This window comes from Palleronia pontilimi (assembly GCF_016412875.1).
Lineage (GTDB): Bacteria > Pseudomonadota > Alphaproteobacteria > Rhodobacterales > Rhodobacteraceae > Palleronia > Palleronia pontilimi.
This window is the reverse complement of the sequence record NZ_JAEKPD010000001.1, coordinates 411,644-431,036: the sequence shown is the minus strand read 5'-3', so window position 1 is coordinate 431,036 and position 19,393 is coordinate 411,644. Positions and strand designations below refer to the sequence as shown.

General features: G+C 62.8%; 22 protein-coding genes. 10 read left to right on the top strand and 12 right to left on the bottom strand.

Translation table 11 applies throughout. The features are described from left to right. Positions 1-4 precede the first annotated feature (4 nt). A complete protein-coding gene (locus ILP92_RS02175; RefSeq protein WP_198914709.1) occupies positions 5-658 on the bottom strand; it encodes a nucleotide exchange factor GrpE in 654 nt (217 codons plus the stop codon). A gap of 12 nt (positions 659-670) precedes the next feature. Then, positions 671-1,753: a heat-inducible transcriptional repressor HrcA gene (gene hrcA, locus ILP92_RS02170; protein WP_198914708.1), complete on the bottom strand. Its 1,083-nt coding sequence runs from the start codon at positions 1,751-1,753 to the stop codon at positions 671-673. A 77-nt stretch (positions 1,754-1,830) separates the two neighbouring features. Between hrcA and rph the strand changes: the two genes are divergently transcribed. From rph to hemW, 3 genes are read left to right on the top strand one after another with little or no spacing between them, the layout of a single operon-like run. Further along, the gene (gene rph / locus ILP92_RS02165; RefSeq protein WP_198914707.1) at positions 1,831-2,541 is read left to right on the top strand and encodes a ribonuclease PH; all 711 of its coding nucleotides are present in this window, start codon (positions 1,831-1,833) and stop codon (positions 2,539-2,541) included. After that, positions 2,541-3,149, top strand: a complete 609-nt coding sequence (rdgB, locus tag ILP92_RS02160) for an RdgB/HAM1 family non-canonical purine NTP pyrophosphatase (protein WP_198914706.1) — start codon at positions 2,541-2,543, stop codon at positions 3,147-3,149. The genes rph and rdgB overlap by 1 nt, the downstream gene beginning before the upstream one ends. After that, entirely contained in the window at positions 3,142-4,275 is a 1,134-nt protein-coding gene (hemW, locus tag ILP92_RS02155) for a radical SAM family heme chaperone HemW (protein ID WP_198914705.1), read from the top strand. Before rdgB ends, hemW begins: the two co-directional genes overlap by 8 nt. Here hemW and ILP92_RS02150 read toward each other — a convergent pair. From ILP92_RS02150 to hemJ, 7 genes are all read right to left on the bottom strand, one after another. Continuing rightward, entirely contained in the window at positions 4,272-5,171 is a 900-nt protein-coding gene (locus tag ILP92_RS02150; RefSeq protein ID WP_198914704.1) for a ParB/RepB/Spo0J family partition protein, read from the bottom strand. The genes hemW and ILP92_RS02150 overlap by 4 nt on opposite strands. Positions 5,172-5,174: 3 nt before the next feature. Then, on the bottom strand, positions 5,175-6,005 hold the full coding sequence (locus ILP92_RS02145) for a ParA family protein (RefSeq protein ID WP_198914703.1): 831 nt from the start codon (positions 6,003-6,005) through the stop codon (positions 5,175-5,177). After that, entirely contained in the window at positions 5,962-6,549 is a 588-nt protein-coding gene (rsmG, locus tag ILP92_RS02140) for a 16S rRNA (guanine(527)-N(7))-methyltransferase RsmG (protein ID WP_198914702.1), read from the bottom strand. Before rsmG ends, ILP92_RS02145 begins: the two co-directional genes overlap by 44 nt. Further along, entirely contained in the window at positions 6,546-8,429 is a 1,884-nt protein-coding gene (gene mnmG / locus ILP92_RS02135; protein WP_198914701.1) for a tRNA uridine-5-carboxymethylaminomethyl(34) synthesis enzyme MnmG, read from the bottom strand. The genes rsmG and mnmG overlap by 4 nt, the downstream gene beginning before the upstream one ends. Continuing rightward, positions 8,429-9,703: a tRNA uridine-5-carboxymethylaminomethyl(34) synthesis GTPase MnmE gene (gene mnmE, locus ILP92_RS02130; protein WP_198914700.1), complete on the bottom strand. Its 1,275-nt coding sequence runs from the start codon at positions 9,701-9,703 to the stop codon at positions 8,429-8,431. Before mnmE ends, mnmG begins: the two co-directional genes overlap by 1 nt. A 10-nt stretch (positions 9,704-9,713) precedes the next feature. After that, the gene (gene rho / locus ILP92_RS02125; protein WP_198914699.1) at positions 9,714-10,985 is read right to left on the bottom strand and encodes a transcription termination factor Rho; all 1,272 of its coding nucleotides are present in this window, start codon (positions 10,983-10,985) and stop codon (positions 9,714-9,716) included. Between the two features lie 116 nt (positions 10,986-11,101). Further along, positions 11,102-11,554 (bottom strand): protoporphyrinogen oxidase HemJ, encoded by a 453-nt coding sequence (hemJ, locus tag ILP92_RS02120; protein ID WP_198914698.1) that lies wholly within the window; start codon positions 11,552-11,554, stop codon positions 11,102-11,104. Between the two features lie 383 nt (positions 11,555-11,937). On the opposite strand from hemJ, the gene ILP92_RS02115 reads away from it, so the two are divergent. From ILP92_RS02115 to dnaQ, 4 genes are read left to right on the top strand one after another with little or no spacing between them, the layout of a single operon-like run. Continuing rightward, a complete protein-coding gene (locus ILP92_RS02115; RefSeq protein WP_198914869.1) occupies positions 11,938-12,525 on the top strand; it encodes a Maf family protein in 588 nt (195 codons plus the stop codon). After that, on the top strand, positions 12,522-13,358 hold the full coding sequence (locus ILP92_RS02110) for a shikimate dehydrogenase (protein WP_198914697.1): 837 nt from the start codon (positions 12,522-12,524) through the stop codon (positions 13,356-13,358). The genes ILP92_RS02115 and ILP92_RS02110 overlap by 4 nt, the downstream gene beginning before the upstream one ends. Beyond that, a complete protein-coding gene (coaE, locus tag ILP92_RS02105) occupies positions 13,355-13,963 on the top strand; it encodes a dephospho-CoA kinase (RefSeq protein WP_198914696.1) in 609 nt (202 codons plus the stop codon). The genes ILP92_RS02110 and coaE overlap by 4 nt, the downstream gene beginning before the upstream one ends. Next, positions 13,944-14,633, top strand: a complete 690-nt coding sequence (dnaQ, locus tag ILP92_RS02100) for a DNA polymerase III subunit epsilon (protein WP_198914695.1) — start codon at positions 13,944-13,946, stop codon at positions 14,631-14,633. Before coaE ends, dnaQ begins: the two co-directional genes overlap by 20 nt. Here the strand turns inward: dnaQ and secB are convergent. Both secB and ILP92_RS02090 read right to left on the bottom strand, forming a co-directional pair. Further along, positions 14,630-15,160 (bottom strand): protein-export chaperone SecB, encoded by a 531-nt coding sequence (secB, locus tag ILP92_RS02095; protein WP_198914694.1) that lies wholly within the window; start codon positions 15,158-15,160, stop codon positions 14,630-14,632. The genes dnaQ and secB overlap by 4 nt on opposite strands. A 56-nt stretch (positions 15,161-15,216) precedes the next feature. Then, positions 15,217-15,714: an FxsA family protein gene (locus ILP92_RS02090; protein ID WP_198914693.1), complete on the bottom strand. Its 498-nt coding sequence runs from the start codon at positions 15,712-15,714 to the stop codon at positions 15,217-15,219. A gap of 108 nt (positions 15,715-15,822) precedes the next feature. Between ILP92_RS02090 and ILP92_RS02085 the strand changes: the two genes are divergently transcribed. The 3 genes from ILP92_RS02085 to ILP92_RS02075 are packed head-to-tail and all read left to right on the top strand — an operon-like array spanning position 15,823 to position 18,115. After that, entirely contained in the window at positions 15,823-16,488 is a 666-nt protein-coding gene (locus ILP92_RS02085; protein ID WP_198914692.1) for a Tim44/TimA family putative adaptor protein, read from the top strand. After that, positions 16,485-17,513 carry a murein transglycosylase A gene (mltA, locus tag ILP92_RS02080; RefSeq protein WP_198914691.1) on the top strand — a complete coding sequence of 343 codons (1,029 nt, stop codon included), beginning with the start codon at positions 16,485-16,487 and terminating at the stop codon, positions 17,511-17,513. The genes ILP92_RS02085 and mltA overlap by 4 nt, the downstream gene beginning before the upstream one ends. Further along, complete coding sequence (locus ILP92_RS02075; RefSeq protein WP_198914690.1) at positions 17,513-18,115, top strand: Smr/MutS family protein; 603 nt, start codon at positions 17,513-17,515, stop codon at positions 18,113-18,115. The genes mltA and ILP92_RS02075 overlap by 1 nt, the downstream gene beginning before the upstream one ends. Here ILP92_RS02075 and ILP92_RS02070 read toward each other — a convergent pair. Continuing rightward, positions 18,065-19,321 (bottom strand): MFS transporter, encoded by a 1,257-nt coding sequence (locus tag ILP92_RS02070; RefSeq protein ID WP_198914689.1) that lies wholly within the window; start codon positions 19,319-19,321, stop codon positions 18,065-18,067. The two genes, ILP92_RS02075 and ILP92_RS02070, sit on opposite strands and share 51 nt — an antisense overlap. Positions 19,322-19,393 lie beyond the last annotated feature (72 nt).

The window sequence follows — 19,393 nt, the reverse complement described above, 5'->3', positions numbered from 1 at the left end:
GTCCTTACGATTTCGGGGTCGAGCTGACGCCAACCTTGGCCGCGCGCAAAAGACGGTCGTGCAGCATGAATCCTTCGGCGGTGACCTGGATGATCTCGCCCGCGCGGGTGCCCGGCAGGGGTGCCTCGAACATCGCTTCGTGCACGTTGGGGTCGAACTTGTCGCCCACCTCGGGCGCGATCATGCGAATGCCGTGCTTCTGGAACACGTTCAGAAGCTCGCGCAGGGTCAGCTCGATCCCTTCGATCAGGGCCGCGTTCGCCGCGCGCTGCTCTTCGGAAATGGCGTCGACCGCGCGCTTGAGGTTGTCGAACACCGGCAGCATGTCACGGCTCAGCTTCGAGCCGCCGTAATTCTCGGCCTCGCGCCGGTCCCGCTCGCTGCGCTTGCGCGAATTCTCGGCATCGGCCAGGGCGCGCACGAAGCGGTCCTTGTACTCGTCCCGCTCGGCGCGCAGGGCATCCAGCTCGGCCGTGTCGATCACCGTCTCGGCGCCGCTTTCGATCGGTCCCTGCCCCGGATCGTTCAGATCGAAGGTCTCGTCGTCTTCGACCGGCACGACGCGCGGCTTGCGCTTGACCTTGTCGGCTTCGGACTGCTCGCCCTTCAGCATTTCCTCGATCGCGGCTTCGATGTCGCTTTCGTTCTCTTTCGCCATAAACCCACCTAGCTAGCGTTGGCCGGACAGCATTCTGCCGATCAGTTGCGCCGTATAATCCACGATCGGCACGATCCGCCCGTAATTCAGGCGCGTGGGTCCGATGACCCCAACCGCACCGATGATCTTACGGTCAGCGTTCATATAAGGAGAGACGACCAAAGAGGAACCCGAAAGTGAAAAAAGCTTGTTTTCGGAGCCGATGAAAATGCGCACGCCTTCGCCTTCATCGGTCAGTTCCAGGAATTCGGCGATATCCCGTTTCCGCTCGAGGTCGTCGAACAGGGTGCGGATACGCTCCAGGTCGGCCTCTTCCGCGCCGCCGTCCAGAAGATTGGCGCGGCCGCGGACGATCAGCCGCTCGTTCGGCTCGCCGTCATGGGCCCAGACCGCGATGCCCGATTCGACCAGCGCCGAGGCCAGGCTGTCCAAGTCTTGCCGGTGCTTGACGATCTCGTCCGCCATCACGCGGCGCAGTTCGGACATGGTCTTGCCCTGTGCCAGCGCATTCAGGAAATTCGCGGCTTCGCGCATGGACGACGGGGTCTGACCCGGCGGGGGCGCGAACACGCGATTCTCGACATGCCCGTCTTCGAAGACCAGGACGACAAGCGCCCGGTCGGGGCCGAGCGATACGAACTCGATATGCTTGATCGGCGCCTCGTGCTTGGGCGCCAGGACCAGGGACGCGCCATGAGTCGCACCCGACAGGGCCGATCCGACCCGGTCCAGCAGCGTCGTCACGTCCCGCTCGTTCGAGGCCAGCGTGCCGTCGATGGCCGCCCGGTCGGCGTCGTCCAGGTCGCCCACCTCGAGCAAGCCGTCGACGAACATCCGCAACCCCAGATGCGTCGGCATCCGCCCCGCCGACGTGTGGGGCGCGTTCAGCAGGCCCAGGTATTCCAGGTCCTGCATCACGTTGCGAATCGTCGCGGCGCTGACCTTCTGGCTCATGGTGCGCGTCAGGGTCCGCGACCCGACCGGTTCGCCAGTTTCAAGATATCCTTCGACCACGCGGCGAAATACCTCGCGCGTGCGATCGTTCATCTCGGACATCACGCTTTGCCGGTCGGGATCGGAGTTCTGTTTGTGCATCGTAATAGGTGGTAACAGCCTTGCACCCGGATTGCACCGGTGCCACATGAGGCGCCGCAGATCACAAAGGATGGCTCATGCGACCTTCAGGCCGAGACTTAGACACGATGCGCCCGATTTCAATCGAAACGGACGTGACCCGCCATGCAGAGGGGTCCTGCCTGATCAAATGCGGCGACACGCACGTCTTGTGCACCGCGTCGCTGGAGGAGCGCGTGCCCCCCTTCCTGCGCAACACCGGCCAGGGCTGGGTCACGGCGGAATACGGGATGCTGCCCCGCGCGACCCACACCCGCATGAACCGTGAAGCCAAGCGCGGGCAATCCGGCCGCACCCAGGAAATCCAAAGGCTGATCGGGCGGTCCCTGCGGGCCTGTGTCGACCGCAACGCCATGGGCGAGCGGCAGATCACCGTCGATTGCGACGTGATCCAGGCCGATGGCGGCACCCGCTGCGCGTCGATCACCGGCGGTTGGGTCGCCCTGCGGCTGGCTGTGAACAGGCTGATGAAGGCAGGCGATATCGTCACCGATCCGCTGATCGACCACGTGGCCGCCGTGTCCTGCGGCGTCTATGCGGGCCAGAACGTGCTGGACCTGGATTATCCCGAAGACAGCGAAGCGGGCGTTGACGGCAACTTCATCCTGACCGGATCGAAACGGCTGATCGAGGTGCAGATGAGCGCCGAGGGATCGACCTTCACCCGTGACCAGATGAACGGCCTGATGGACCTGGCCGAAAAGGGTGTGGATGAACTGGTCGTCGCCCAGAAACAGGCCACCGCCTGATGCGACGCTTCACGGGCGACAGGTTGGTGGTTGCGACACATAATCGCGGCAAGCTGGAAGAGATCCGCGACCTCCTGCAGCCCTATGGCGTCACCACGACGTCAAACGCCGACCACGACCTGCCGGAGCCGGTCGAGGACGGCACCACCTTCGTCGAAAACGCCCGTATCAAGGCACATGCGGCATCGAAGGCCACCGGGCTCCCTGCCCTGTCCGACGATTCCGGGATCGAGATCGAAGCGCTGGACAATGCGCCGGGCGTCCATACCGCGGATTGGGCCGAAACCGGCAATGGCCGCGACTTCGTTATGGCGATGACCCGCGCCCATGACGAGCTGGTCGCCCGGCAAGCGCCGCAACCCTGGCGCGCCCGCTTTAGCTGCACGTTGGTCCTGGCTTGGCCGGACGGTCACGACGAGATCTTTCCGGGGACCATGCCGGGCAGGATCGTCTGGCCCATGCGCGGCGACCGGGGGCACGGCTACGACCCGATCTTCCAGCCGGACGGGTACGATGAAACCTTCGGCGAAATGGACCGATGGGAGAAGAACAAGATCTCGCATCGCGCCGATGCATTCAAGAAACTGATCGCGGGCTGCTTTGACTGATCGCGGGTTCGGCATCTACATCCACTGGCCCTTCTGCCAGGCCAAATGCCCCTATTGCGACTTCAACAGCCACGTCTCGGCGCGGGTCGATCACGACGCCTGGGCGCGCGCCTACCTGTCCGAACTCACCCGGATCCGGCAGCTGACCGGCGACCGGATCCTGCGCTCGGTCTTTTTCGGCGGCGGCACCCCCAGCCTGATGACGCCCGCGACGGTGGACGCGATCCTCGATCGGATCCAACGGTTATGGCGCCTGTCGAACGACGTCGAGATCACGCTGGAAGCCAATCCCACTTCGGTGGAAGCGGACCGGTTCCGGGGCTACCGCGCCGCCGGGGTCAATCGCGTCTCCATGGGGCTTCAGGCGTTGAACGATAACGACCTGAAGCGGCTGGGTCGCCTGCACACCGTCGCCGAGGCGCAAACCGCGTTCGACATCGCGCGCTCCTGCTTCGATCGGATCAGTTTCGACCTGATCTACGCCCGGCAGGATCAAAGCCTGGCGGACTGGCAGACGGAACTGACCCGCGCGCTCGACATGGCCGCGGATCACCTGTCGCTGTACCAACTGACCATCGAGCCGGGCACCGCCTTCGGGGACCGCTTCGCCCGCGGCGCCCTGCGCGGCCTGCCCGGCGAGGATCTGTCGGCGGACATGTACGAGCTGACACAGCAGCTGACATCGGCCGCCGGGATGCCAGCCTACGAGATCTCGAACCACGCCCGGCTGGGGGCCGAATCCCGGCACAACATGATCTATTGGACGGGCGGCGATTACGCCGGGATCGGGCCCGGCGCGCACGGACGCTTGACGCTGGACGGCACCAGATACGCGACCGAGGCCGCTTCGTCTCCGGCCTTATGGCTGAGCGGTACCTTGGAAGGACGCACGCCCGAAACGCTCGAAACGCTTGATCCCGAGACTGTTCGCGACGAACGGTTGCTGATGGGATTGCGGGTGAACGACGGCGTGCCGCTTGATATCGCTCGGCAAGTCATCGATTACGATAAGAAAATCGTGGGACTGGAAGATCTTGGCCTGGTCAGGCAGACACTGGATGCGCTGCAAGTCACGCCGTCCGGCCGACCGCTACTGAACGCCATCCTGCGCGAGCTGATCGCCTAATCGCCGTAGCCGCCCGACAGGATTCGGCAGAGATTATCCAAATCTTCCAATGACTTATAGGAAATGGTAACCACGCCGTCCTCACGATCGGGCTTGTGGTCGACCGACACCTTCATGCCTAGGTTGGCCGAAAGATCCTGTTCAAGGGCCCGAGTATCCGCGTCCTTTTCCGGACTGCTCGATCGTCCAACGGACTTGGCCTTCGCCTTCGGGCCTTTCGCAAGCGCTTCGGTTTCCCGCACCGACAGCCCTTTCGACACCACCTGCGCTGCAAGCGCCGCCGGATCCTCGGCCGTGATCAAGGCGCGCGCGTGTCCGGCGGTCAGCTTGCCCGTGGCAAGCAGCTGCTGGACCTGTTCCGGCAGGTTCAAAAGTCGCAAGGTATTCGCGATATGCGACCGGCTTTTGCCCAAGGCGTCGGCCATCTGTTCCTGCGTCCGACCGAAGCGATCCATCAGCTGGCGGTAGCCCGCCGCCTCATCGACGGGGTTCAGGTCGGATCGCTGGATGTTCTCGATGATCGCGACTTCGAGCACTTCCGTATCATCGAAATCCCGCACGATGGCTGGGACCTCGTGAATTTGCGCCATCTGAGCGGCCCGCCACCGACGCTCGCCGGCGACGATCTGGTACTCCTCCGGAAGCGCCGGGTGACGCCGCAGGATCAGCGGCTGGATGATACCCTTGCGGGCGATCGAGGCCGCAAGTTCTTCCAGGCTTTCCTCGACGAAAATGCGGCGCGGCTGGTCCGGATTCGGATGCACCTTGTCGATGGGGATCGACAGTTCCGCGCGGCGCTCCTGCGTGTGTCCGCTACTTTGCTCGGGCTCCACATCGGCCATCAGGGCCGACAGCCCGCGCCCCAAACCCCTGCGCTCGTTCTTCCTGTCCGCCATATTCTACACCGTTGCCCGAGTTGTCAGTTCCTGCGCAAGACTGCGATATGCCACGCTGCCCTTGGACAGCGGATCGTAGTCGATCACGGCCCGCGCGAAGGAAGGCGCTTCGCTGACCCGCACATTTCGGGGCACCACCGTGGAAAACACCAGCTCGCCCAGCGTGTCCTTCGCATCCGCCAGGACCTGCTGCGCCAACCTGTTGCGCCCGTCGAACATGGTCAGCACCACCCCCTCCATCCGCAGGTCGGGATTGGCGCTTTGGCGCACTTCGCGCATGGTCAGCATGAGTTGCGACAAGCCCTCCAACGCGAAGAACTCGCTTTGCAGCGGGACAAGGATCGAATGGGCCGCGACCATGGCGTTGACGGTCAGCAGGCTCAGCGACGGCGGGCAATCGATCAAGACGTAATCCAGCCCCAGGGTTTCTACGTCGCGCGATGTCAGCGCGTCCTTCAGCAGGAACGAGCGCTTCCTGTTGGAATACATCTCGATATCCGCCGAACTCAGATCCGGCGTCGCAGGCACGATCCGCAGGTTTTCATATTCCGTGGGGATCAGCACTTCGGAAAATGACTTGCCCTCGAGCAACAAGTCGTAGGTCGTCAGGGATCTGTCCTCGACATCAATCCCGAGGCCAGTAGACGCGTTGCCCTGGGGATCCAGGTCGATGATCGCGACGCCGTAGTCGTCTTCGGCCAACGCGGCGCCAAGGTTTATCGCGGTCGTGGTTTTCCCGACCCCACCCTTCTGGTTGACGATGGCGATGATTTTAGGGGTCCGACGGCGTTCAGGCACGGGCCAAGTCCTTGATTTTGAGGATGACTGAGTCATCCGAAGTCTTACTTTGGATCGGTTCGACTGAGAACCTCCAATCGTCGCGGACGGCATCTAATTCGGCTCGGTAAGACGCGCCCTTCGGAAACAGAAATGTCGCGTCCGGTTTTGCGTGGCGGTGACCGTAATCCAAGAGCATCCCAAGGGGCGCGAGTGCGCGCGCACTGACGACATCGGCATTGAGTTTATCGACGCGCTCGATGCGCTCAGCAATGACGCGAGTGTTAAGATCGAACATGCGGGAGATGTGCGACAGGAACGCCGCCTTCCGCCGATCGGCTTCGATCAATATGAATTCCGTTGGGGTTTGCTTCGCGCAGATCGCGACGACAAGGCCGGGGAATCCAGCACCGCTACCCATATCGCACCATCGGGCTGCACTGGGCGCCAATGCGTAAAGCTGCAGCGAATCCTGGATATGGCGTTCGGCGATTGCACTTGTCGTCGTCCTACCGATCAGATTGATCCGCTGGTTCCAACGCAGCACTTGTTCCTGAAATTCTTTGAGCTGGTCCAATGTTTCATGTGAAACATTCTTCACCGCACGGATGCCTTCCGATTGTCCTTTGTTCGTAGCGCGAGGAGGATGGAGTTCATCGCAACTGGCGTCATCCCCTCCAACCGGGCCGCGTGAGCGATGGTTTCGGGGCGTTGCCGCTCAAGCTTTTCCAGAAGTTCCGCCGACAATCCCCGCACCGCGCTGAATTGGAAGGTATCCGGGATCACGGATTGCTCATCCTTCAGCAGGCGATCCCGCTCGCGCTGTTGCCGATCCAGGTAATTCGCGTAGATCGCTTCCTTCGCGACCTGCTCGACGGCTTGGGGATCGCAATCCTGAAGATCAGGAAAGAGCTCGGCAAGGGCAGCGGGTCGCACATCGGGAATGCTCAGAAGTTCCATACCGTCGCGGGCCGGACCATCGGCAGAAACATTGATGCCGCTTTCATGCGCCTTGCGAGACGCGACCTTGGTGGATCTCAGGATTAATCGAACGCTTTCGAGGTGCTGCATCTTCTGGTCGAATGCAGCTTTCCGCTGTTCGTCGATCATCGCCAAATCGATCGCCTTCGGCGTCAATCTTTGATCCGCGTTGTCGGCGCGGAGCTGGAGCCGGAATTCAGCGCGCGAGGTAAACATGCGATAGGGTTCGGAAACGCCGCGGGTCACCAGGTCGTCAATCATCACGCCAATATACGAGTCGGCGCGGGACAGAACGCATGGCGCACCGCCACTTGCCGCCAGGAACGCATTGATCCCCGCGATCAGCCCTTGCGCGCCCGCTTCTTCGTACCCGGTGGTCCCGTTGATCTGCCCTGCCAAAAAAAGCCCGGGCAATGCCTTTACTTCAAGCGCGTGGCTCAGAGCTTGGGGGTCCACGTAATCGTATTCGATCGCATAGCCTGGCTGCAGAAACTCCGCTTTCTCCAGACCGACGATCGAAGCCACGTAATCCTGCTGCACGTCCACTGGAAGCGACGTGGAAATGCCGTTCGGATAGACGCTCGGCGTCGTCAGTCCCTCCGGTTCCAGGAAGATCTGGTGAGAGTCCTTGTCGGCAAAGCGCGCGATCTTGTCTTCGATAGACGGGCAATACCTGGGACCCACGCCGCTGATATTGCCGCTATACATCGCGGACTTGTTCAGGTTTTCGCGGACGATATCGTGGGTTCGCGCATTCGTGTGGGTGATCGCACAATCAATCTGTCGGACAGCCGGAGCCGATGACAGGAACGACAACATCACCGGATCCTCGTCGCCGGGTTGCCGCTCGAGACGATCCCAGTCGATTGTGCGGCCGTCCAAACGCGGTGGAGTCCCGGTTTTCAGGCGACCCATGGGCAGGTTCAATCCGTAGAGAAGATCCGCCAATTTGGTTGCCGCGCGCTCGCCCATGCGCCCGCCCGACGTCGTTTCCGTCCCGATATGGATGACGCCATTCAGGAAGGTGCCTGTCGTCAAGATAACGCCGTCGCAAAGAAGCTCGCCACCTTGCTGCAGCACGACTCCGGTGACCTTACCGGATCTGATGACAAGATCGACAACCTGGCCTTCGATCACGGTCAAGTTCTTGGTTTGCGCGATGATCGCTTGAACCGCGCCTTTAAAAAGTTCGCGATCCATCTGAGCGCGCGGACCTTGCACCGCGGGACCCTTGCTGCGATTCAGCAGGCGATACTGGATGCCGGCGCGGTCGGCGGCGACACCCATGATGCCACCGAACGCATCTATTTCGCGCACAAGGTGGCCTTTGCCCAAGCCGCCAATCGCGGGATTGCAGGACATGACACCGATCGCACTGGCTTTCAGTGTGACCAAGGTGACGCGTGCCCCGGCACGAGCGGCGGCTGATGCGGCTTCGACGCCAGCATGGCCACCCCCGACGACCACGATATGAGGTGCAGATTGTTCCACGTGAAACATTACTTTCCGATGCAGAAGCGCGAGAATATGTCGCCAAGCAGATCGTCCGTGTCCACGCGGCCAATCAACTCTTCCAAGGACTTGACGGCCGAGCGAAGCGACTCGGCGACAATTTCGCTGTCACGCTCTTGATTAACGCCATCGGTCGCTTCCGACAAGCAGGACACCGCGTCGCGCATCGCCGTAGCATGCCGTTCGCGAATGGCCACCGACGGCGTTGCTGTTTTCGCCCGGAGGATATAGGCGATTCGCGCGATCATCTGATCGACGCCCTGCCCCGTCTTTCCCGATACAACCCCGTCAGCGATGTCGGCCTTCCCCTTCAGGACAAAATCGTCACCGCTGAGATCATCGAAGATTTCGGTATCCTTGGTCGCCAGGAAGATGCGCAGATCGGCATCGCGTGCGCGACGCCGGGCCAAGGAAATCCCGGCCGCTTCCAGTGGATCCTCGGTCTCGCGAAGTCCGGCGGTGTCGAGGAACGTGACCGGGATCCCCTGGATGTCGACGCGCACTTCAATGACGTCGCGCGTCGTTCCCGCGATGCTGGACGTCAGGGCGACCTCACGCCGCGCGATCGCGTTCATCAAGGTGGACTTGCCCGCATTGGGCGGGCCCATGATCGCAACCTGGAAGCCATCCCGGATGCGTTCGGATGCACCGTAGCCGCTGATCTGAACGAGAAGGTCGGACCTGACCTGATCGATCAGATCCAAGACGTCCGGAAAGACGTCGACGGGCACTTCTTCGTCCGCGAAGTCCAATGTCGCCTCGATCAACGCCGCGGCTTCGATCAATTTTCGACGCCATTCCAATACCTTAGCGGATATCTCACCGGACAGGACGCGTTGCGCCTGCAATCTTTGCAGCTCGGTCTCTGCTTCGATGAGATCGGCCAGGCCTTCGACCTGGGTCAGGTCCAGACGCTCGTTATCAAGCGCACGACGCGTGAATTCGCCGGGCGCGGCCTGTCTGAGCGCCGGGAGATCTTCTAGTGTGTGAAGTATCGCTGAAACGACGGCCCGGCTTCCGTGGATCTGGAGCTCAACGACGTCTTCACCGGTGAAGCTGGCCCCTGCCGGGAATGCCAAGACAAGACCGTGATCGAGGGTGGACCCGTCAAGGGACCGGATCATCCTGAGCGATGCGCGGTGGAAATCCGGAAGCGGTCCGACAAGGGAGCGCCCGGCCTCGAGAGCGGCGGGACCCGATATCCGGATGACTGCGACACCCGCCTTCCCGGGCGCTGTCGCCTCGGCAAAGATGGTGTCCATGGCCGGGCCGTCAGGTGTTCATCGAATCGAAGAATTCCGCGTTCGTCTTGGTCTGCTTCAGCTTCGAGATCAGGAATTCGATGGCGTCCGTGGTGCCCATGGGGTTCAGGATGCGCCGGAGCACGTAGGTTTTCTGCAGGTCCAGCTTGTCGACCAGCAATTCTTCCTTCCGGGTGCCGGACTTCAGGATATCCATGGACGGATACACGCGCTTGTCCGCGACCTTGCGATCCAGGACGATTTCGCTGTTACCGGTGCCCTTGAACTCCTCGAAGATGACCTCGTCCATCCGGCTGCCGGTATCGATCAGCGCGGTGGCGATGATGGTCAGCGACCCGCCCTCTTCGATATTGCGCGCAGCACCGAAGAATCGCTTGGGGCGTTGCAACGCGTTGGCGTCGACGCCACCGGTCAGCACCTTGCCCGACGAGGGCACGGTCGTGTTGAACGCGCGGCCCAGGCGCGTGATCGAATCCAGCAGGATCACCACGTCGCGCTTGTGCTCGACCAGGCGCTTGGCCTTTTCGATCACCATTTCAGACACGGCCACGTGGCGCGTCGCGGGCTCGTCGAAGGTCGAGCTGACCACTTCGCCCTTCACGCTGCGCTGCATGTCGGTCACTTCCTCGGGGCGTTCGTCGATGAGCAGGACGATCAGGTAGATCTCGGGATGATTCGCTTCGATGCTGTGGGCGATGTTCTGCAGCAGAACGGTCTTACCAGTCCGCGGCGGCGCCACGATCAGCGAGCGCTGGCCCTTGCCGATCGGGGCAACCAGGTCGATGATCCGGGCCGACTTGTCCTTGACGGTGGGATCTTCCGTTTCCATCTTCAGCCGCTCGTCGGGATAAAGCGGCGTCAGGTTGTCGAACGCGACCTTGTGCTTGGCGCGGGCCGGATCTTCGAAATTGATCGATTCCACGTCCACCAGCGCGAAGTAACGCTCGTTGTCGTCGGGGCCGCGGATGACACCGGACACCGTGTCGCCGGTGCGCAGCGAATAGCGGCGGATCATGTCGGGGCTGACATAGATATCGTCGGGGCCAGGAAGGTAGTTGGCTTCCGGCGAGCGGAGGAAGCCGAAGCCGTCCTGCAGCACTTCCAGAACGCCGTCGCCGCCGATCACCCATTCCTCGTCCGCGCGCTCTTTCAGGATCGAGAACATCATCTCGCCCTTGCGCATGGTCGAGGCGTTTTCGATCTCGAGCTCTTCGGCCATGGACAGAAGATCCTTGGGGCTTTGCGCCTTCAGATCGGCAAGGTTCAGACGGTCTTGGGTCATGGAATATCCTTGGTCCGCGCCAAGGCGCAGAAACGGCAGGTCAGAATTGGGAAGTCACACGGTCGGACGACCGCGAGCGTCAGATAGGCGCTGGAGCCGCCCGAGTCAATCCGGGCTTAGAACGGTCGCGCGACCACCGACACGACGATGACGATCAGCAACAGGGTCGGCACCTCGTTCATCAGGCGGTAACTGCGGCCCGGGACGCTGAAATCGCCCGCCGCAAGCTGCTTGCGTTGCTTGCCGCACCACATATGAAACCAGGTCATCGCGATTACGGCGGCCGCCTTGGCGTAAGGCCAGGCCGCGGTCCAGTCGATCAGGCCCGGTGTTCCGATCATCAGAAGGCCGCAGATCCAGGTCACGATCATGGCCGGGTTCATGATGACCTTCAGCAGCTTCCGCTCCATCGTCTCGAGCATCTGCGCCTTGTCGGTGCCGACCTGCGCCTGTTCCACGTGATAGACGAACAACCTGGGCAGATAGAACAACCCTGCCATCCAAGCCACGAAGGCGATGATGTGCAGGGATTTGATCCAAGGGTACAGGGACGCAAGACTATCGGTCATGCCGACCCTCTTAAATAAATATAGTTAGAAAGAAAGATGTGATTGTAGGTAGGGCACGGGGATAACTCGGATAAGTCAGTTGTCCGCATCTATCCCGAAAGACGCCCCGGGACCTTCCACACGCACGGGACCCGTGTTGATAACGTCAACTTTTCATATTTTTTTCAGGTATTTATGGACTTCGCAGGCCAAGGACAAACTTCGGGACATCTTTCGTCACAGAAATGACATATTGGATGGCGCGTGATCTGTCCCGAGCGTTCGCCGTGTGCATGAAGGACAGATGGAACCTGCGCAGGACCGCCGTTATACCGGGCCCGGCAAACCATCCCGGGTTCTCGCACACGCCGCCCAGAGATCATCCAAGGAGTTATCCCATGACCATGATCCTTGCGTCAGGTTCGGCGATCCGTGCGCAGCTGCTGCGGCAGGCGAATCTTGACTTCGATGTGATCGTGCCACGGGTTGATGAAGAAAATATGAAGGCCGCCCTGGTCGCGGACGGCGCCCCACCGCGCGATATCGCCGATGCGCTGGCCGAGGCTAAGGCGCGCAAGGTGTCCCAGAAGCACCCCGGATCCCTGGTGCTGGGCTGCGATCAGGTGCTCGACCATTCCGGGCGCCTGCTGTCCAAACCCGGAAGCCCCGAGGACGCCGAAGCGCAGCTGACGGCGCTGAGCGGGACGAAACATGCGCTGTTGTCCGCGGTTGTCGCATATGAGGACGGTGAGCCGGTCTGGCGCTTCGTCGGATCCGTTCAGCTGAGCGTCCGCGATCTGAGCGACGCCTATATCCGCGACTACGTGGCCCGGAACTGGGAAAGCGTCCGCCGTTCCGTCGGAAGCTACAAGCTGGAGGAAGAGGGCATGCGGCTGTTCCGCAGCATCGAGGGCGATTATTTCACCGTGCTCGGTCTGCCGATGATCCCGCTCTTGTCGTGGCTGATCGACCGGGGCAGTTTGCGCGTATGAGCGATCAGAAAATCCCCCTTGCCGCGGTTCTTGGCGCGCCGGTTTCGCACAGCAAATCGCCGCTGCTTCACAGTTTCTGGCTGCGCCGTTACGGCCTGCCCGGTCACTATATCCCGATCCACGTGGAACAGGCCGACCTGCAGACCGTGATCCGCACCCTGCCCCTGATGGGCTTCATCGGCTGCAACGTCACCATTCCGCACAAGGAAAGCGTGCTCGACCTGGCCGATACCGTCACCGATCGCGCCGCCCTGATCGGGGCGGCCAACATGCTGACCTTCCGACCAGACGGAAAGATCAGCGCTGACAATACCGACGGCTACGGTTTCATAGAAAACCTGCGTCACGGCGCGCCGGACTGGTCGCCGCGCGATGGTCCCGCCGCGTTGTTCGGCGCGGGCGGTGCCGCGCGTGCCATCATTACCGCGCTGATCGACGCGGGCGTGCCCGAGATCCGCCTGACCAACCGCACGCGCACCCGATCGGACGCGCTGCGCAAGGAATTCGGCGCGCGGATCACCATCTATGATTGGGTCCAGGCGGGCAACACGCTGGATGGCGCAACGACGGTGATCAACACCACGTCGCTGGGGATGGAGGGCAAAGGCGAGTTCCGCGTACCGATGGACGGGCTGTCGCCCGACGCGCTTGTCACCGATATCGTGTACACACCGCTGCAGACCCAGTTCCTGCAACGCGCGGCAGAGATGGGATGCCGCACGGTCGACGGGCTGGGCATGCTGTTGCACCAGGCGGTGCCCGCGTTCGAGCGTTGGTTCGGCGAGCGTCCCGAGGTCGACGAGGAAACCCGTCAGGTGGTCCTGGGCGGATGAGCGAGGCGTTCCTGATCGGGCTGACCGGCTCGATCGGCATGGGGAAGTCGACGACCGCCCAGATGTTTCGCGACGAAGGCGTTCCGGTCTGGGATGCGGATGAAGCGGTTCACAGGCTGTACGCCAAGGACGGTGCGGGGGTCGCGAAAATCCGCAAGCTGCGGCCCCAGGCTGTGATCGACGGCGCGGTGTCGCGGTCGGTGCTGAAGGACTGGATTGCGCAGGACGACACGGCGTTGGCCCGGATCGAGGCAGAGATTCACCCACTGGTGCAACGCGATCGCGAGCGATTCCTGGAAACCTTGGACAGCGACATCGCGGTGCTCGACATCCCGCTGCTGTTCGAGACGGGATCTCCGGACCGCTTCGACCTGGTTGCCGTCGTCTCGGCCCCGGCCGAGATCCAGCGTGCGCGCGTGCTCGAACGGCCCGGGATGACCGAAGCGCAGCTCGACCGGATCCTGTCGAAACAGATGCCGGACGCCCGGAAACGCGCTTGCGCGGACGTGATCATCCCGACCTTGAACCTGGACGACACGCGGGTGACAGTCCGCGCGTTGATCGACGACATCCGGCGGGGGAAGTATGCGCGAAATCGTCCTTGATACCGAAACCACCGGGTTCGAGCCCGATCAAGGCGACCGGATCGTCGAGATCGGCGCGATCGAGCTGATCGGTCATGTCCCCACGGGCAACACGTTTCACAAGTATCTCAACCCGCAGCGGTCGATGCCCGACGAGGCGTTCCAAGTCCACGGCCTTGGCGACGATTTCCTGCGCGACAAGCCGCTGTTCAAAGACGTGGGACAAGACTTCCTGGATTTCGTCGGCACCTCCAAGATGATCATTCACAACGCCGCGTTCGACATGAAATTCCTGAACGCCGAGCTGGGATGGATGGGCCTGCCGCTTCTGCCCATGGACCAGGCGCTGGACACCCTTGCCATCGCGCGGCGCCGCTTTCCCGGTGCGCCCGCGTCGCTGGATGCGCTGTGCCGACGCTTCGGCATCGACAATTCCAACCGCACGCTGCACGGCGCGCTTCTGGACTCGGAGATCCTGGCGGATGTCTATCTTGAGCTGATCGGTGGCCGTCAGCCCGATTTCGCCCTGGCGGAAAACAGCCGCGACGCGGGCGCGAATACCGAAGGCAGCGCGTGGCGCCCGTCCGCCCGCCCGACGCCTCTGCCGCCGCGTATCCTGGACGACGAACGCGCCGCCCACGCGGCCTTCGTGGCCAAGATGGGCGACGCGGCGGTCTGGTCGAAAGGCTAGCTGGGCTTCTGCTCGGCGGCCTGCTGCATGGCCTGGCGTTGGGCTATGCCCTGGCGATAAAGGGCCACGAAATCGATGGGCTCGAGGTTGAGCGCCGGGAAGCCGCCGTCACGGGTGATATCCGACACGATCCGGCGGATATAGGGGAACATCAGGCGCGGTCCCTCGATCAGCAAGAAAGGGTGCAGCTGCTCGTCGTTGACGTTCTGCGCCTGGAAGATGCCCGCGTATTCCAGCTCCATCATGAACAGGACATCTTCGCTGCCCTTGTTCTTCGACGTGATGGTGAACTTGCCGATCACTTCGTACTGGGTTCCGTCGTCGCCGCGCTTCTTGGCGTCCAGCTTCACCTGTACCGAAACGTCGGGCTTCACTTCGCCCGACACGCCTTTCGAGGCCAGGATATTCTCGAACGAGAGATCCCGGATGAATTGACCCAATGGACGCAGGACGGGCTGCGCAGGGGCGGCGCCGTTCGATCCGGTTTCGGGTGCGGTCTGGGTGTCAGGGGCGTCGTTTTCGGCCATGCGTCTGATCCTTGGCTACAAGATTTGCGCCTGCGTATCAGATGGGCAGGGGTGCCTCAATGCCGTGTCCAACCGGAAGGCCGCCGGTTCGGATCGGGCTCTTTGATCTCGACTTCCTGGAAGTCGCCGTCGATCACGTCGCCGTCGCCGCGGGGATGCGATTGCGGGTTCGGCCGACGCTGTTGTTCGGCTTGGTTAAAGTGCCGCACCTCGATCCGGTCGCGCAGAAAGCGGAATGCCGCGCGGCGCACGGGCGGCAGCAACAGCGCAAAGCCCACCGCATCGGTGAAAAACCCCGGCGTCAGCAGCAGCGCACCCGCAAACAGGATCATGGCTCCGTGGACCAAAGCCTCGGTCGGGTCGCGCATGTCATTGAAAGAGCTGCGAACTTCGTTCAACGCCAACGCGCCTTGCGAGCGGACGAGCGCGGTGCCCAGAAGCGCCGTGACCAAAACGATCATCAAGGTCCATCCCAGGCCGATGAAACCGCCCACCTGGATGAACAGCGCGATTTCAATCATCGGCACGGCGATGAATATGGCGAATAACCACATGATGACCTCCTGACGGGGGTAAGCCCGGTGGACTTGACCCATTCGCAACCCTACATAGGAACGGACCCGGCGCGATGCCACGCCTTCCGTTCTTGTTTCGAGGTTTCGATGAATTCAGCCATCATTCAGCTTCTGGTTCTGGCCGGGATTGCCCTGTTCCTGATCCTGCGTCTGAAAAGCGTGCTGGGGACGCGGGACGGATTCGAAAAGCCCCCCGTGACCCACGAAAAGACAAGCTCGGCCCGTGGGAAGCGCCCGGAATTCGAGGTCATCGAGGGCGGTCCGGATCGGGACATCACCGACCACGTCGAAGATGGCTCGGAAAGCGCCAAGGCGCTGGCCGGTATGAAGATGGCCGAGCCGGGATTCAACGTGGGCGAATTTCTTGGCGGTGCGCGCGGCGCCTACGAGATGATCCTGACCGCTTTCGAAAGCGGCGACATCTCGGACGTGCGCGGCTTTCTTCATGAAGACGTGGCCGAAGCGTTCGATGCCGTGATCGCCGAACGCAAGGAAAAGGGCCTTATCGTCGACAGCGAAATCGTCGGCGTGCGGGACGTCGAGCTCTACAAGGCGTCGTTCGATCGCGAAACGAAGCGGGCCGAGGTGACGACGCGCTTCCTGGCCGAACTGATTGTCGCGGTGCGCGACCAGACCGGCGAGATCGTCGAGGGCGATCCGAACGAAATCCAGCGCCAGCGCGACACCTGGACATTCGCGCGCACCATGGGATCCGATGATCCGAACTGGGTGCTCGTCGCGACGGGTGAATGATGCGCAGGCTTGCGGCGGCCCTGACCCTGGTTCTGGGTCTGACCCCTGCGGCCTGGTCGTCGGACGCGACCCACACGATCCTGCGCTGGGATGATCTGAACGGCTGGGCCGAAGACGATCACGGCGCAGCGCTCGATACCTTCCTGAACACTTGCCGCGACATGCGCGACCCGGACTGGGCGGCACTGTGTCGGGCCGCGAAGGTCCAGACCAATGCCCGCGCGTTCTTCGAGCTGTTCTTCCGTCCCGTGATGATCGAGGACGGCAAGCGGACCCTTTTCACCGGCTATTTCGAGCCCGAGCTTCGCGGCTCACGCTATCGCGGCGGGCCCTACCAATACCCGCTCTACCGGCTGCCCGAAGAGGCCAAGGACGGCCCGTGGCTGTCGCGCGCGGCCATCGAAGCCTCGGGCGCGCTGGACGGACGCGGGCTCGAGATCGCGTGGATCGACGATCCGGTGGACGTCTTCTTCCTGCAGATTCAGGGATCGGGACGCGTGAAGCTGGACGACGGAAGTGCTCTGCGCGTGGGCTACGGCGGCAAGAATGGGCACGAATATCGCTCGATCGGACAAGAGCTGGTCCGTCGCGGCGAATACGAGGCGCACCAGGTCTCGGCGCAGGTGATCCGCAACTGGGTGCGTCGCAACGGGGAAGAGGGGCGTGAGCTTCTGCAGCACAATCCGTCCTTCGTCTTCTTTCGTGAAGTGTCGAAAGTGCCGTGGGACAAGGGACCGTTGGGGGCGATGAACCGGTCGATCACGCAGATGCGTTCGATCGCAGTGGATCCGAAATACGTGACGCTTGGCACCCCGGTCTGGATCGAGAAAGGCGGCCGCGATCCGCTGAAGCGCCTGATGATCGCGCAGGACACCGGCTCGGCCATCAAGGGCGCGCAACGCGCGGATATTTTTTACGGGACCGGGACGAAGGCAGGCCTGCGCGCCGGGCGGATCAAGGATGGCGGTCGGATGATCACGCTGATGCCCATCCAGCGCGCCTACGCGATGGCCGGCCAGATCTGATGGCCCGCCGCAAGGGTCCGCGCGGCTTGCGGCCCGAAGAAGAACGGCTCTGGGAGCAGGTTGCCCGCAAGACGCAACCGCTTCATCCGGAACGACGCAGGGAACATCCCGCGGCCGAGGCGCCGAAAGCGCCGGTGCCCGACCTCCGCGTCCAGACCGACCTGAAGGATTTCCGCATCGGCCGCACCGCGCCGCAGACGACCGCCGGTCGCGACCTGGTGGCGCCACTGTCCGAACGCCTTGCCCAGCAGCAGCTGAACATGGACGCCAAGCGCTTCGGCCGGATGAAGCGGGGCAAGCTGGGGGTCGAAGCCCGGATCGACCTGCACGGGCTGACATTGGCCGAGGCGCATCCGCGCCTGAACCGTTTTATCCTGGAGGCCCATGGCAGCGGGAAACGCTTGGTCCTGGTCATCACCGGCAAGGGGCGGGACCGCGACGACGGGGGGCCCATCCCGTCGCGGCGCGGGGCGCTGCGCCACCAGGTGCCGCAATGGCTGAGCACGGGCGTGTTGCGCCAGGTGGTCCTGCAGATTTCCGAGGCCCACCGCTCACATGGCGGATCGGGGGCGTTCTACGTCTATCTGCGCAAGCGCGGTTAGCGACGGCTGCGCCTTCAGGATGCCGATCCCGACCAGCGCCGCGGCGACCACGAAATAAAGCGCGATCCCGAGCATCTGTTCGTCGAAATCCAGCCCTGCATCGATCAGCCAACCCGTCAGGGCAGGTCCGATCGCCGTCCCGAAGACCATGACGGCCGTGGCCAGGGCCTTGATGCCGCCCAGGTGGCGGGTGCCGTAGAACTCGGCCCAGAACGCCGCGTTGACGGTGTTGTTTAAGCCTTGCGTGAACCCCATCAGGGCGATGAAGATCGCGGCCCACCCGAGCGAGGGTGCGTAGGCGAATCCCGCGAAGCCCGCGGCCATGGGGAGCAGGATGAAGGGCATGATCCGGGCCGTGCCGATGCGGTCCACCAGCCAGCCCGAAAGAAACATCGCGGCGGTCGCGCAGACCGTGAAGACCGGATAGATCGCGACCAGGCTGACATGGCTCCAGCCTTTCGTGTCGGCCAGGTGCACCTGGTGGAAGAAGAACGCGGTCGAAAAGGCGGCGGGTGCCAGCAGGGCAGGGACCAGCAGCCAGAACAGCGTGTGGCGCAGCATCCGGCCGCGCGCCCAATGGGCGCCATCCATGCCAAGGCTTTGGTCGTCCCTCGCGATGCTTTGCGGCGTGCGTTCGAGCCTGAGCAAGGGCCACAGAAGCGGGACTACCATTGCCACGCTCACGCTGGCGATCAGCCACAGCGCGCGCCAGTCGATCTCGGTCATCAGGGACACGAAGATCAGCGGCAGAAACGCCTCGCCCAGCGCGACGCCCAGCTTGCTGACGGACAAGGCCTTGCCGCGGGTGACCACGAACCAGCGCGCCATGGCGACGGTGGCGACCAGCGTGGCCATGCCCTGCCCGGTGAATCGAAGCGCGAAGATCGTCAGGGCAAGGGACCAGACGCTTTGGACCATGGCCATGGACAGGCACGCCAGCGCCAGCAGGACCAGGACGAGCGGCCCGAGGATCCGGACACGGAAGGTGTCGGTCAGGAATCCGGTCCAGAGCATGGCGATGGCGGACGCGGTGGTGCCGACGGAATAGATCAGGCCCCAATCGCCGTTGCTCAGATCGAACTGCGTACGCAGCGGATCGGCAAACACGGCGATGAAGAAGGTCTGCCCGAAGGACGAGCAGAAGGTCAGCAGGATACCGACCAAAAGAAACGGAGCGTTCGCCCGCAGGAACGACAAGTAGGCCATGCACAGCTATCGCGCGGGTTGAGCGAAAAGAAAAGATGCGACCGTGTCGGCGCCGAAATCCTCGAGGATTTC

Excerpts from the sequence above, each read along its gene's own strand:
- ILP92_RS02175 (WP_198914709.1), bottom strand. The coding sequence starts at position 658 with ATGGCGAAAGAGAACGAAAGCGACATCGAAGCCGCGATCGAGGAAATG.
- hrcA (WP_198914708.1), bottom strand. The coding sequence starts at position 1,753 with ATGCACAAACAGAACTCCGATCCCGACCGGCAAAGCGTGATGTCCGAG.
- rph (WP_198914707.1), top strand. The coding sequence starts at position 1,831 with ATGCGACCTTCAGGCCGAGACTTAGACACGATGCGCCCGATTTCAATC.
- rdgB (WP_198914706.1), top strand. The coding sequence starts at position 2,541 with ATGCGACGCTTCACGGGCGACAGGTTGGTGGTTGCGACACATAATCGC.
- ILP92_RS02150 (WP_198914704.1), bottom strand. The coding sequence starts at position 5,171 with ATGGCGGACAGGAAGAACGAGCGCAGGGGTTTGGGGCGCGGGCTGTCG.
- ILP92_RS02145 (WP_198914703.1), bottom strand. The coding sequence starts at position 6,005 with ATGACTCAGTCATCCTCAAAATCAAGGACTTGGCCCGTGCCTGAACGC.
- mnmG (WP_198914701.1), bottom strand. The coding sequence starts at position 8,429 with ATGTTTCACGTGGAACAATCTGCACCTCATATCGTGGTCGTCGGGGGT.
- mnmE (WP_198914700.1), bottom strand. The coding sequence starts at position 9,703 with ATGGACACCATCTTTGCCGAGGCGACAGCGCCCGGGAAGGCGGGTGTC.
- rho (WP_198914699.1), bottom strand. The coding sequence starts at position 10,985 with ATGACCCAAGACCGTCTGAACCTTGCCGATCTGAAGGCGCAAAGCCCC.
- hemJ (WP_198914698.1), bottom strand. The coding sequence starts at position 11,554 with ATGACCGATAGTCTTGCGTCCCTGTACCCTTGGATCAAATCCCTGCAC.
- ILP92_RS02115 (WP_198914869.1), top strand. The coding sequence starts at position 11,938 with ATGATCCTTGCGTCAGGTTCGGCGATCCGTGCGCAGCTGCTGCGGCAG.
- ILP92_RS02110 (WP_198914697.1), top strand. The coding sequence starts at position 12,522 with ATGAGCGATCAGAAAATCCCCCTTGCCGCGGTTCTTGGCGCGCCGGTT.
- coaE (WP_198914696.1), top strand. The coding sequence starts at position 13,355 with ATGAGCGAGGCGTTCCTGATCGGGCTGACCGGCTCGATCGGCATGGGG.
- dnaQ (WP_198914695.1), top strand. The coding sequence starts at position 13,944 with ATGCGCGAAATCGTCCTTGATACCGAAACCACCGGGTTCGAGCCCGAT.
- secB (WP_198914694.1), bottom strand. The coding sequence starts at position 15,160 with ATGGCCGAAAACGACGCCCCTGACACCCAGACCGCACCCGAAACCGGA.
- ILP92_RS02090 (WP_198914693.1), bottom strand. The coding sequence starts at position 15,714 with ATGTGGTTATTCGCCATATTCATCGCCGTGCCGATGATTGAAATCGCG.
- ILP92_RS02085 (WP_198914692.1), top strand. The coding sequence starts at position 15,823 with ATGAATTCAGCCATCATTCAGCTTCTGGTTCTGGCCGGGATTGCCCTG.
- mltA (WP_198914691.1), top strand. The coding sequence starts at position 16,485 with ATGATGCGCAGGCTTGCGGCGGCCCTGACCCTGGTTCTGGGTCTGACC.
- ILP92_RS02075 (WP_198914690.1), top strand. The coding sequence starts at position 17,513 with ATGGCCCGCCGCAAGGGTCCGCGCGGCTTGCGGCCCGAAGAAGAACGG.
- ILP92_RS02070 (WP_198914689.1), bottom strand. The coding sequence starts at position 19,321 with ATGGCCTACTTGTCGTTCCTGCGGGCGAACGCTCCGTTTCTTTTGGTC.